At 36.3% G+C, this 13,476-nt stretch carries 11 protein-coding genes; 9 read left to right on the top strand and 2 right to left on the bottom strand.

Annotation, left to right across the window (positions count from 1 at the left end; translation table 11 throughout):
- Position 1: 1 nt before the first annotated feature.
- Positions 2 to 1,453, bottom strand: coding sequence for a sugar porter family MFS transporter (locus tag J3U73_RS06505; RefSeq protein ID WP_267409924.1), 1,452 nt, complete (start codon positions 1,451 to 1,453; stop codon positions 2 to 4).
- A 620-nt stretch (positions 1,454 to 2,073) separates the two neighbouring features.
- Here J3U73_RS06505 and J3U73_RS06500 point away from each other — a divergent pair.
- The 9 genes from J3U73_RS06500 to J3U73_RS06460 all read left to right on the top strand — a co-directional run bounded on the left by J3U73_RS06500 (position 2,074) and on the right by J3U73_RS06460 (position 12,359).
- On the top strand, positions 2,074 to 3,474 hold the full coding sequence (locus tag J3U73_RS06500; RefSeq protein ID WP_267409923.1) for a sugar porter family MFS transporter: 1,401 nt from the start codon (positions 2,074 to 2,076) through the stop codon (positions 3,472 to 3,474).
- 41 nt (positions 3,475 to 3,515) lie between these two features.
- A complete protein-coding gene (gene iolE, locus J3U73_RS06495) occupies positions 3,516 to 4,427 on the top strand; it encodes a myo-inosose-2 dehydratase (protein ID WP_103752821.1) in 912 nt (303 codons plus the stop codon).
- A 237-nt stretch (positions 4,428 to 4,664) separates the two neighbouring features.
- Positions 4,665 to 6,530 carry an FAD-dependent oxidoreductase gene (locus J3U73_RS06490; RefSeq protein WP_267409922.1) on the top strand — a complete coding sequence of 622 codons (1,866 nt, stop codon included), beginning with the start codon at positions 4,665 to 4,667 and terminating at the stop codon, positions 6,528 to 6,530.
- A 161-nt stretch (positions 6,531 to 6,691) separates the two neighbouring features.
- Positions 6,692 to 7,378, top strand: coding sequence for a hypothetical protein (locus J3U73_RS06485; protein WP_267409921.1), 687 nt, complete (start codon positions 6,692 to 6,694; stop codon positions 7,376 to 7,378).
- Between the two features lie 17 nt (positions 7,379 to 7,395).
- Positions 7,396 to 8,271 carry an isocitrate lyase/PEP mutase family protein gene (locus tag J3U73_RS06480; protein WP_267409920.1) on the top strand — a complete coding sequence of 292 codons (876 nt, stop codon included), beginning with the start codon at positions 7,396 to 7,398 and terminating at the stop codon, positions 8,269 to 8,271.
- A gap of 13 nt (positions 8,272 to 8,284) precedes the next feature.
- Entirely contained in the window at positions 8,285 to 9,451 is a 1,167-nt protein-coding gene (locus tag J3U73_RS06475; protein ID WP_267409918.1) for an MFS transporter, read from the top strand.
- A gap of 121 nt (positions 9,452 to 9,572) precedes the next feature.
- On the top strand, positions 9,573 to 10,598 hold the full coding sequence (locus J3U73_RS06470) for a Gfo/Idh/MocA family protein (protein WP_267409916.1): 1,026 nt from the start codon (positions 9,573 to 9,575) through the stop codon (positions 10,596 to 10,598).
- A 53-nt stretch (positions 10,599 to 10,651) separates the two neighbouring features.
- The gene (locus J3U73_RS06465) at positions 10,652 to 11,494 is read left to right on the top strand and encodes a sugar phosphate isomerase/epimerase family protein (protein WP_267409913.1); all 843 of its coding nucleotides are present in this window, start codon (positions 10,652 to 10,654) and stop codon (positions 11,492 to 11,494) included.
- Positions 11,495 to 11,507: 13 nt separating this feature from the next.
- Entirely contained in the window at positions 11,508 to 12,359 is an 852-nt protein-coding gene (locus tag J3U73_RS06460) for a TIM barrel protein (protein WP_267392534.1), read from the top strand.
- A 266-nt stretch (positions 12,360 to 12,625) separates the two neighbouring features.
- On the opposite strand, the gene J3U73_RS06455 is transcribed toward J3U73_RS06460, so the two are convergent.
- A complete protein-coding gene (locus tag J3U73_RS06455) occupies positions 12,626 to 13,474 on the bottom strand; it encodes a TIM barrel protein (RefSeq protein ID WP_103752829.1) in 849 nt (282 codons plus the stop codon).
- Between the last annotated feature and the right edge of the window lie 2 nt (positions 13,475 to 13,476).

The raw sequence follows: 13,476 nt of genomic DNA, 5'->3' as shown, positions 1-13,476 counted from the left end.
TTTATTCCTTCTTCATTTCTTTATCCTCAGCTGTTTCGCTAGACTGAAAACAGGATTGTAACTCTTCAAGAGACTTTCCACGTGTTTCAGGGATGAATTTAATTGCATAAAACAAAGAAAGAACATTTAATATGGTAAAAATAATAAATGTATTGCTTAATCCAAAATTTGTTAATAAAATCGGAAAAATATAGCCGACTAAAAAATTTGCAAACCAAAGAAAGAAAGTCGCTATGCCCATTGCCATTCCACGAATGCTCTGGGGAAAAATTTCCGATAACAGTACCCATACAATTGGCGAAACTCCACCCTGAAAAAAGATTAAGAAAATTGCCATTAATATCAACATAATATATGGAAAAAGAGAATTATCCTTGAGCAAAAAAGACAAGATACTGATTATTAGCATAGTGGTAGTAGTACCACAAATTGCGGTAATGACCATTTTTCGTCTGTCAATTTTACCCATTAAATGAATGCTGACAATGGTTGCAATGGTTGAAATGATACCGTTGCTGATATTTGCGACTAAGGCTGCAGAATGGCTAAAACCCGCATTGCTTAGAACCGTTGTTCCATAAAACATAATAATGTTAATGCCAATGCCTTGCTGCATAATGCCTAGTCCAATGCCAATTAAAATTAGACGCCGAATCCACGGAACTTTTAAGTCTTTTAGTGTTACCTTTTTTTGTTTATTACTTTTTGATAAGGAATCTTCTATTTCGGATATTTCAGTTGATACGTCTTCCCTATTGCTACGAATATCCTTTAATATATTCGCGGCTTTTTTATTTTGATGTTTGGTAATCAGCCATCTTGGTGATTCTGGAACTTTGCTTATTCCGACTAAAAGTAAAACTTCTGGAATTAAGCCAAAAGCCAGCATATAGCGCCATACTCCACTGTAGTTACCTAGCATTACGCCAAAAAGAGCATTGATAATGTAAGCCAGTAATTGTCCGCTGACAATCATCAATTCATGATGATTAACAAAATTTCCCCTAATATCTGGGGTAGATAGTTCAGCAAGGAAAACAGGGCTAATGACAGATTCAGCCCCTACAGCTAATCCTAAAATGAATCTAAATAGGATCATTACAATGGCATTGGGAGCAAAAGTGCAACCTAAGGTACCCAAAACAAAAATCCAGGCTGCGTACATTAAAACATGTTTTCTGCCAAATCGATCTGACAATTTGCCACCAATAACTGCGCCAAAAGCTGCACCTAAAGTTATTCCACTAGTAACTAGTCCTTCGTCTGAAGCATTTAAGTTAAGCTGATCTGGTCTGCTCATAAAGGCCAGAGAGCCATTAGTTGCTCCTGTATCAATTCCAAAAAGCAGACCACCCAAAGTGATTATCCAACCGTATAATTGTAACTTTTCTTTTTTCTTCTTATTTACGATCTCATCTTCTTTGCCAGAAGACGTAGCTTGATTATTATTCATCGTATCACCATTTCCTAATTCAAAAATAAATCAGTTATAGTGATGCAATCAGTCAAAAATATGCTCGTGAGTAATTTATTCATATTTTTAAAATCATTACAAGTAAATCTGGGTTCAAAAGAAAAAAATGACACTTGCGATTCATTGATATATAAGCATTAGTGATAGTCAGTTTAATTTCTTGAAAACTTTCTAAATTAAGGGACAATCTGGGTAAAGTTGTTATTTTAGGGGCCATCTGAGATAAAAATTTACATTTTTGTGGTTAAAATTTACGCTTTTATTCTTAATAAAGCTCATATTTTCTATTTTAAATTACTTTTATGCTTGAAATTGTTCTTTATTATTTTTTGCCAAAATATTGGAAAAATCCTTATCTGACGGAACATAAATAAAAGATAAATTTGTGACGAATCTTCCAAAAAAATATAAGCGCTTGCAAAAAGGTTGACTCTAAATAAAATGATTTTTAGTGATTGCAATCACGAAAAAATAGATTTAAAGATCTATGTTACATAGGTATTTATTTTTTTGCTCGTTAAAAAAATAGGTGTGGTTAAGTTTAATCCTATGCTTTTATAAATAATAGCATTAGGTTAGAAAAATTTGGAGATTGCAAAATGCAAGAAGATAGTTATGAAAATAACCATCATGGTTATTTAGTTTTGGTTGCATGGATTGCATGTATGGGAGCTCTTTGCTTCGGTTTTGATACTGGGGTAGTAAATGGGTCCTTAGATTTCATGGCAAAACCAAGTCAGTTAAACTTGTCAGCTTTTGAGCAAGGCGTTGTTTCAAGTGGGCTGACTTTTGGTGCCGCTTTTGGTGCCGTCTTTGGCAGTCCGTTAAGCGATCGAATTGGTCGTAAAAGGCTGATGATTTGGTTAGGAGTGTTATTCACAATTACCGCTTTTGGGTGTGGTTTTGCACCTAATACAATGATTCTGATTATTTTTAGAGTAATTATGGGTCTAGCAGTTGGTGCAACTTCTGCAATGGTACCCGTTTATTTAGCAGAAATTTCACCAGCTGAAGAACGCGGTAAATTTGTAAGCATGAACCAGTTGCTGATTGTCGGTGGTCAAGGACTAGCTTTTCTCATTAATGCCGTTTTGGGCAATACGATTGGTCTTCATGATGCTGCTGTGTGGAGAATAATGCTGGGTATTACGGCTATTCCAGGTGTTTTATTGTGGTTTGGCATGTACCTGGTTCCAGAAAGTCCTCAATGGTATGCAAACAAAGGAATGTTTGGCCAAGCTCTGGAAGCTCTTTGTCGGGTCAGGAGTAAGGCACAAGCAGAAGCTGAGATTAACGACTTAAAAGAAAACGCGGCAAAATTAAAACAAGAAAATGCAGAAAAAGCTTCGTTTAAAGATTTTAAAAAACCCTGGATTTTGCAAATTGTTATTACAGGTTCTTTATTAGGCGTTTTCCAACAATTTGCTGGAATTAACAGCGTCATGTATTACGGTACCAAAATTTTAACTTCTGCTGGTTTTGGTAGCAATACATCATTATATATGAATATTGCAAATGGAGTATTTTCAGTAATTGGCGCCATTGTTGGAATGTATACGGTTGATAGACTTGGCAGAAAGCCATTGCTGCTAATCGGATATGTTTTTTGTGCAGTTGCTTTAGTTGCAATTGCGCTAATTGGCAGTTTTGCCCTTCATACTTCATGGGCTCCATTTGCAGTTTTGATTATTTTACTCATTTATATTGTGATTGATCAGGGGACCCTGGGGCCCGTTACGTGGTTGCTCAATTCGGAGATCTTCCCAGTCCGCTACCGTGGATTAGGAACTGGTATCACGATTTTTGTTTTATGGATGGCTAATTTTATAGTTGGATTAGTTTTTCCAGTTATTCTCTCTATTTTAGGGATATCATCATTCTATATTTTTGCGATATTCTGTCTTATCGGCGCATGGTTTGTCAAAGTTAGGATTCCAGAGACAAAGGGTGCTTCATTAGACAGTATTGAAAAATTCTTCCGTGAAAGATATGAAAAATAAAAATAAGCAACTAAATAATTTATTTAGTAAGGAGAAATATTATGGCCGAATATAAAATTGATAAAAATATTAAATTAGGTATTTGTCCTATTGGTTGGCGCAATGATGATATTCCATCAATTGGTGCTGAAAACACTTTTCCTCAACTCTTAAGCGATGCCGCATTAGCTGGCTTTAAGGGTGTAGAAATGGGTGGCTTTTTCCCAAGCACAGATGAAATAAATTACGAACGAAAATTACGTCACATTGAAATTGCTGGTCAATGGTTCAGCAGTTTCATTATTAGAGACGGTATTGAAAAAGCAACGGCTGACTTTGAAGAGCACTGCAAGAAACTACAGGCTCTAGGAGCTCACATTACTACAGTTTCAGAGCAAACTTATTCAATTCAGCAAACAAGTAAAAATATTTTTACGGATAAACCTTACTTTACGGATAAGGAATGGGATGAAGTCTGTGAAGGCCTGAATAAATATGGTGAAATTGGTAAGAAATATGGCGTAAAAATCGCATATCATCACCACATGGGTACCGGCATTCAAACTTTTGAAGAAACTGAAAGACTTATGGACAATACTGATCCGGACAAGGTTGGTCTGGTATTTGATACAGGTCATGCTTTTGTTTCAGAAGGTGAAGTAATGCCGATGCTTAACGCATTTATTGACCGTGTTGTCCATGTACACTTCAAGGATGTTCGTAAAGCTAAAGAAGATGATTCAAAGGCAAGGGGATTGTCGTTCCAAGATGCATTTATGAATGACATGTTCACTGTACCAGGTGACGGTGATATTGACTTTAGGCCAATATTTAAGGCACTAGCTGATCATCACTATACAGGTTGGATTATGGTTGAGGCAGAACAGGATCCTAAGAAGCATAATCCATTTGAAATGGCATTAAAGGCACATAAGTATATGGAAGATGAACTGTTTGCACCATATAGAAAGTAAAAATAAGCAATCATAAGTTAACAAGTATTTTTATCACTTATAACGTTTACTAGTTAATATCAAGAATGCGAATTTACCCGAACTGTAAACATCTAATTATTTGAGTAGTTCTTTTAAAAATTCATAATAATGATAAATTCACTAGTTTTTAGATTAATATAACATGCTTGTTTAATTAAATTTTTCAAATTAATTTACGCCTAATTTGCCTTAAAAAAAGAGAGGTTTTTAATAAATATGATAATTGATAAGTCCATAAATTGGGATAAAGTCTACGATGTAGTAGTGTTAGGCTTTGGTGGTGCTGGTGCTAGTGCAGCCAGATTTGCTGCAGATGACGGTGCAAAAGTTTTGGTAGCAGAAAAAGCTCCGGAAGGCCATGAGGGTGGTAATACCAGATACTCGGGCCAAAATGTTGGTTATACCCCAGATCCAGAAAAGTTCAGAACATATTATAAGCAGCTTGCGCAAGGCTTCCACATTGATAAAGACGTGGAAGATACTGTAATCAAGGGCTTGTCAAACATGAAAGATTACTTCTCTAAATACTTAGAGGTAGAGCCGTTTGTATTTGGTGAACATCCGAATGATAACCCGTTAAGTCATACTGCTGATAATCAAACGACCGCAACACACCCAGAATTCACTAATTCTTCAGCTTCCGAATTAATGACTGTTCATAATGGAATGTTTGACTCTGCACTATGGACTGTGCTTAGAGAGAGGGTTATTGACAGGATGGATAATATTGACGTTTGGTTTGAATCGCCAGCCGTTCATATTATTCAAACCCCTGATAAAACTGTCGTTGGTGTTCAAATCAAGAGAAAGGGCAAAGTGAGAAATATTGGAGCACGAAATGGTGTTGTTCTTTCAACTGGTGGCTTCTCGAATAGTAAAATTAAAATTCAAGATTTTATCGGTGAGCACCATTTAGCTCCAGTGGGAACTCTTTACAACACTGGTGATGGTATTGACCTTGCAATTGAAGCTGGTGCTAGATTATGGCATATGACTACTTATAACTCAGCTGGCATCGTTGGTGATTTAACATTACCAGTGCATGAAGGTGAGCGCAGTATTTTCCAGCCAGCCGATATTGATGCTAAAGAAATGTACACAGGTAGCATTTTCTTAGTTGGTGATGATGGTACTAGATATTGTCGTGAAGATATATTTAGTATAGAGGGCTGGTTCTACAATCATGGTCAATGGCGGACGCCGCAGGCTCCAATTAAGCCGTACGTTGTTTTTGATCAAAAGCAATACGAAAGACTGGCTAAAATAGATCACGTACCATATCAACGAGCACTAAAGAATTTCTTGATAAGTGCTGACAGCGTTGAGAAACTGGCAGCCAAAATCGGTGTTGAAACAGAAACGCTAATTTCAACAATTGATATGTTTAATTCTTACGCTGAATCCGGTAACGATCTAGATTACCACCGTGCAGCTGATACCATGGAGAGATTTGACGCAACGCATACTGTATATGCTTTGCCTATGGTTCAATCAATTGCGCAAACGCATGGTGGTCCAAAGAGAAACGGCAAGGCTGAGATCATGGATCCATTTAACAATGTGATTCCTCATTTTTATGGTGCAGGTGAACTAGGAAGCAACATTGTTAGGATTTATCAAGGTGGTGAAAACCTTGCTGACTGTCTGATATTTGGTAAGGTTGCAGGTGAAAATGCTGCCAAGGTAAAGCCCGACAGAAATAATGTGTTTGACGACAACAGTGATGTCACCTCAGGTGCATCTGTAAAAGAAGACACTGACTTATCTACCGATTTGAAGAAAAAATATACCGTTAAGCTGGACAAAAACCAATTTCTTGGCGTAAGTTCTGCTGGTATGGGCAATGATATTGTTGTCCGAATCACTGTAGATGATGACTTGAACCTGAAAAATGTTGAAGTTTTACAGGAAAGCGAAAGTGAAGACTATGGTAAGCGTGCGATTAAGACCTTGCCAAAAATCATGGTAGAGAAAAACACTTATGATGTTGATGTTGTTTCAGGAGCTTCTTCTTCGAGTCGAGCTATGAGGGAAGCTGTTAAAAACGCTTTAGATTCGGCAAAGGAATTCCATAGTAAATAAAATTTTATTGACAACAAATATGCGATGTGTAAAACACATTCGATGACATACTAAAATATTTGCTAAAACTCGTAGTTAACTTTTTCAGAATGATTAATGCAAACATTCAGCTGATTAGTTCTACGAGTTTTTTGGTAAAAAGCAAAAATAAGGAGATTGCTATGTTGAAAGGAATAATCCCTGTATCTGTTTCTGCAAGGTTAATAAGAAACTGTAAGAAAAGCACACCAGTTTTTGTCAGTGGTAGGCTCTTATCCTTAATGACTTTAGGTAGGGATAATGAAGGTCTGATTACTAGGCGTGAATATTTACAATACTTTACTACTTTGAGTATTGAAACAGATGCGGTATTAATTGCTGATGGTCAGACTGGTTTTGGCAATGAATTAAGTGCGCGAATGACAGTAGAGGAGCTGGGCAATGCTGGCGCGAAATACTTGGTAATAAACGACCAAATTTGGCCTTCAACATCGGTAAAGATTTCAGGCTCAATTGCTAAAAAAATTTTCATTAATACTGTCAAAGCAGCCATATATGGTGCTGAAGATTATAATCTGCAAGTTGTTCCTAAACTGGAGGGAATTAATGAGTATGGCTATAGTGAATTATTAAATCGTATTCAGGCATTGTTGCAATTAGGAATTACACAGATTATTGTTTCACGCTCTAATAAAAGTGACGTGCTTAAACTTAAGCAAACAGCATTTTTTAATCACTTAGGAATAGCGCTGGACGATCGAGCAATATCTTTTACTGAGGCCCGTGAATTAAAACCTTCATTTATTCTGCCGGTCAGGCAGACAATTGATCAGATTGAAAAAGCGGATAATGAAATATTGAGTTTTTAATTTAGGGGGGAATAACAATGAAAAACAAAGCACAAATAATGTGTTCGGCTTTTAATGATTTAGTTCACGAAGGTGATAAAATCCTTAAATTACCAATTGCCGGCAATGGACTATCAGCCAAAGTATGTGAAAAAGCGGGTGCAAGGGCCATTAATTTGACTGGCTTTGCAGTTAATTCTGCTTATGGTCATCCCAACATGGGATTTGCTGATTTTTATGCATTATTTAATCAGGCAAAAGAGATAATTGATAGCGTTGATATTCCTGTTTTATGTGATGTAGGTACCGGTCATGGTTTTAGGGAAAATATTGCGAGAACTACGCGTAGCTACGAAGCCATTGGTGCAGCAGGAATTTACATTGATGACGGAGTCTGGCCTAAAGCATGCGGCATGATGGCGAAAACTATGATTGTGCCAATACCCGAAATGGTAAACAGAATTTACGCTGCAGTTGCAGCCAGAAAAAATAATGATTTTACAATTATGGCTCATACATCTTCTCGTGATATTTGTAATATTAATGAGACAATTAATAAATGCAGCAATTACGTTAAGGCAGGCGCTGATATGCTGTTCATTGATAATATTGCAAGTATTATGGAAGTTAGCAAAATTATCAGAGAAATTCCAGATACACCATTGCTAATAAATGCTTGCTCACTGAAAGAACCTATCAGCATGAATGAGTTGCTTAAATTAGGCGTTTCCATAGTAACATTCGATGATAGCACGTTATATGCAAGTGTAGAAAGAGAGCAGGAGACGCTTAGACAAGAGCTTAAGTGTACAACTGTTTCAAAAAAGCAGAAAACTTGTAATGATGCAGCACGTTTTTCGCGTCTTGTTGGGACTGAAAGTATTGCTAATCTCGAAAAAAAATTCAAGATATAATTGGGATATTTTCATGAAAAAACAAAGACTAACAATTAAATTTATCACTATTATCGTTTTATTTTGGTTTGCGCAATATGTTTATATTCCCTATCAAACTCCCTTTTTGACAGCTATCAATGTAGCTTCAAACCTTATTGGTCTTGTTGTAGGAGCCTACGGTTTATCACAGTTGTTGCTTAGAATACCAATAGGCATGCTAGCAGATTGGTATTTGAATCACAAATTACTTATCATTTTTGGAACATTTCTTTCCGGATTTGCTTCTTTAATAAGGTTAGTTTTTCCAAATGGAATAGGATTTTTAATTGGTAATATTATTTCAGGAATTGCTAGCTCAACTTGGCTGTCCTTTATGCTCTTTTTTTTAAAAATTAACACTAAAAATAGTAAAGTAGAAAATATGGCAATTCTAGTAATGTTTAATAATATAGGAATGCTTTTAGGATTTATAATTTCCAGTATTTTTTATGGGCAATTTTCGATGTCAGGTTTATGTTTATTTAGCATTATAGCTGGAATACTAGCTTTTGCATTATCCATAACGCTACCAGATGTTGCCTTTTCAACTAACTCTGGTCAAAATCTGTGGTCTAATTTTTTTCGAGTTGTAAAAAACAAGACTTTACTGATATGCGGGCTTCTTGCATTTATTCAGCAGGGTGTCCAGATGTCAACCACAATGTCTTTTACCACTCAAGTTATTAAAGAAATTCATGCACCAGAATATTCTGAGGGTCTTTCTTCAATTATCTTCATGGTGGCAGCAGTTATATTTGCCCAAATAACCTCTTCAAGGCTTCTTTCCCGATTTTCCAAAAAAAGCATCTTGATAGTTAGCTATATTCTGTTAGCAATTTACTGCTTTTTGATACCAATCACAAAGAATATTTATTTAATCTACTTTTTACAGCTCATACCAGGAATTGGTACAGGGACGCTGTTCGCAATTCTAAATGCTGTAGCGATTTCTGAAGTACCACAAGCCGCATTGTCAACTGCAACTGGTTTTTTTCAATCTATTTATGCGTTAGGGATGACATTATTTCCAATTCTAGCAGGCCAATTGCGTGCTAAATATTCAATGATTACAGCATTTTATGTATTAGGGATTGCTTCATTAATAGGTGGATTCATAGTACTGCTTTTTGGGGATAAAAAGCCGAAAATATTTAGTTAGTTTTTACATTTTATAAATATTTATTTACATTGTGAGAAGTTTATAAAGCTCTATAATGAATTTTGTATCAAGTAAGCGAAAGCGCTTACCTAAAAATAACTTAAGTCTTAGGAGGCAAATTATGACACTTAGAATAGGTATTATTGGTTGTGGTTACAAGGGAACCGACCATGTCGAACGTGTTGCAAATAGTATTAACGGCGCAACACTAGCAGGTGTAGCTGACATCAAACAGGAACGTGCAGCAAAACTGGCAAAAAAGTTTAACTGCAGGCAATTCAAAACGGGCGATGAATTGATTGAATCACCTGATATTGATGCAGTCATGGTTGTTACTCGTCCACACGATACTCATGTACCATTTGTTCTTAAATCTCTTGAAGTAGGTAAATACGTCTTTAGTGAAAAGCCACTTTCAACTTCCGCTGAGGACTGTAAGCGTGTTGTTGAAGCTGAAACCAAAATCGGTAAGCGAATGGTGCAAGTAGGCTTTATGCGTCGCTATGATAATGGCTACCGTCAAATCAAGAAGGCAATCGATGAAGGAACGTATGGCAAACCATTGGTTCTTCACATGACTCATAGAAACGAAACTACAGTTTCAGACTATTATGACAATGATGCAATTGTTGAAACAGCTATTCACGAATGCGACATCATGCACTGGTTGGTAGGAAGTGACTATGACAAAGTTTCTTGCTTTATTCCAGGCGCACAGACCAAGTATACCCACAAAGGTTTGAAAGACCCACAAATTATGACTTTCGACACTAAGAGCGGCGTACATGCTGACCTCGAAGTTTTTGTTAATAACCATAACAGCTATGACATAAACTGTGAAGTCGTTTGTGAAGAAGGTAATATTGCTTTGACTAGTCCAACATTCACATCAGTCAAGACACAAGAAAGATTCCAGACTTCAATTCCACAAAATGACAGCTTTCGCTTCCGTCAGGCCTTTGACTCTGAAATTCAGGATTGGGTAAATGGAGTTTTGGCCGATCATCTTAACCCAGCTGCACCTACAACTTGGGATGGTTTAATGGCTTGCGTCGCAGCTGATGCTTTAGAGAAGTCACGCGATAACGGCTTTGTTAAGGAGCCAGTTATTTTACCAGAGAGACCAGCTCTTTATGAAAACAAGTAATAAGATAAGAAGAAAAAAGAGGTCTTTTAATGAAATTAGCATATGATGCTTCGATGTTTCGTGATAACACACCTCTTCATGAGACAATTGACAAAGTAGCTCAGTTGGGTTACAAGTACCTGGAATTAGCTCCAAGACAAGACTTTTTCTGGTTTTACCAATATCCGAAGGCAAATTCGGCCATGATTGCCGATGTTCGCAAATGGTGTATGGATGCAGGAGTACAAATTTCATCGTTGGTACCTGTCCAGCAATGGTCATCGCCAAACGAACAGGAACGCCAGGCAGCAGTTCGCAATATGAAGAGAACTATTTGGCTAGCATCAGAATTAGGAGTCGATATAATTAATACTGAGTTTTCTGGCGATAAATATAATTCTGTAACCTCTGAAGGTCAATGGTATAAATCGATGGAAGAATTGCTTCCAATTTTTGAAAAAGAAGGAATTCGTCTTGAGATTCAGGCTCATCCAAATGACTTTGTCGAATCAAGCTATGCTGCAGCTCAACTTATTCGTTCATTAAATTCAGATAATGTAGGACAAGTATTGTGTTCAGCACACGCTTTCTATTCAGATGCTGGTAAGGGTGATGTGCGTCAAGAAATTTTGGATTCAAAAGATATTTTGAGCCACATATTAATCGCAGATACATTTAATTTTGCTGGATCATATGGATTACGATACACAATTAATCCTCCTGGTGCCCCCGTTACAATTCACCAACACCTCAATCCAGGTGAAGGTGAAGTAGATATGGATACATTCTATGCTACTCTTCGTGAAATTAACTTTGATGGTATTGTTACGAACAACGTATTTATGTGGCCTGACCGTATTGAATGGTCAAATGAAAAAACATTAAAGTCTATTAAAGAAGGACTTCATATAAACTAAAAAGGAGACAGTTATGCTTTCTTACGATGACTTTTGTATTAATAGAAAAGCAGCACCAGGATTAGATTTAAAAGATTTTATTCGCATGGTTGCTGATTTGGGGATCAAGTATATTGAATTACGTAATGATATTACAGGTAAAGTTGATAACTCCACAATTTTAGATGATTACCAGCCAGAGGAGATCAAGGACCTGCTTGATGAAAAGGGCATTCAGGTCGTTGATATCAATGCTCAGGGCAACATGGATTTAGTAACAAAATTAGATGAAAATATCACTAGTTTGGAAGAAATGATTCGTATTGGTCGCGTTTTAAAAGTTAAGAACATTTTATTTTGTCCTGTTAGGGATGAAAATGATTCAAGAACTAGTGAAGAAAAATATCAAGGCGCAGTTAACAACATGAAAGCATACTCAAACTTGCTAAAGGAAAATGACATGAGCGGCTTGCTTGAGCCCTTGGGTTTTATGGATTCTTCCCTTAGAACCCCTTGGCAAGCTCAGGATGTTATCAAAGACGCTGGTGTAGATAACTTTAAACTAGTAGCCGACAACTTCCATTACTATTTAGCTAATGTTACTCAAAAAGATTTCGACACAAAAATTGATCCACAAATGGTTGGTTTGGTTCACCTAAGTTCGGTCATCAACCATAAGAAACGTGAAAACTTAGATGATGCTGACAGAATCATGCTAGATGAAAATGACATAATGCGTGCTGATGTTCATGCAAAAATGTTCGAAAATAGTTCTTATGACGGACTATATTCATTTGAGCCTTTTTCACCTGAACTATACAAATGGGATGCCAAAAAGGCTAAAAAAGAAATTATTCACAGTATTAATTTAATTAATGCTAACTAATTTGAATCAAATACTTACTTCATAATCCAATTCGTTTATCAAAAATAAAGTTTAATAAAACAAACAGTAGACTTATCAAAATCAAACCCTTTCAAAGTTTTTGCTTAACTTTCTAATCGCAAAACGTATCAGACTGGTTATTAGCCTGATACGCTTTTTTATTGAATTCTTTAAATATTGTAGCTAGGTTTAAAAAACTTCTTAATATAAAAACCTGTTAACAACTTATCCATCTAATAAGTCATTAACAGATTATTTTTTATTCTTTATCCCGCAATAATCTTTTCTATGCTACTTGAGATTTCTTTCTTGCATTTATCATAACTCCAGTCATTAATTTCAGGAGCACATGGTTCAAAAGAATAAAGACCAAAATAGTTGCTTTCTTTAAACCAATTTGCTTGCTCTACTGATTTCATTACATCATCTTTATTATCAGAAATAAAGTAGCGGTCAGCGTCGTCTGCCTCTTCAGGGTTCTTGTTAGTCGTGATTGAACTGAGGTGGATTAAACCAACCCGGCTGACATCAACTTTTTTTGTAAAGTCATCTTTAGTAACACCTGCCTTATAGTAATGGAAAGTATCGGCAATTAACTTGAAGTTTTTAGCATCGGCTTCTTGAAGAATTCTTTGTGCAACCCACGGAAAGCGGAGTGATGAGTCACCAAAGCCAAGTGGCTCAACAAGTCCGTTTACACCCACTGCACCGAGAATATCAGAATAAATACGAATATTGTGAACTAAATCGGCAAATTTTTGCTCGTCAGTTCGAATATCATCGGTGTTTCGAATAGGAGTAAAAAGGATGTTCTGCGCACCAATTTTCTGCGCAATTTCCGTTAATTTAGTGACTTCTTGAAGTTTTTGGTTCCAATTACTTTGATCATCTAAGTTAAATTCGGCAGAAATATTGGCGACATGTACATCATAGTTGCGCTGTAAGTTGTTAAATTCATCAGTAGTTAAATCATCTAAAAAATTACTGCCTTGATGAATATCAGTGCGAAGTTCAATATTGTGAACACCCACATCATTTGCTAATTTAACAAATTCGGGTAATGAGAGACCGCCTGCACAACAACGATTAACACAAAAATCATTTAATTCTAGCATAG

The organism is Lactobacillus sp. B4005 (assembly GCF_026536045.1).
In the GTDB taxonomy this organism is placed as follows: Bacteria; Bacillota; Bacilli; order Lactobacillales; family Lactobacillaceae; genus Lactobacillus; species Lactobacillus panisapium.
The sequence above is the reverse complement of the archived record's forward strand: the minus strand, read 5'-3'. Positions and strand labels throughout refer to the sequence as shown.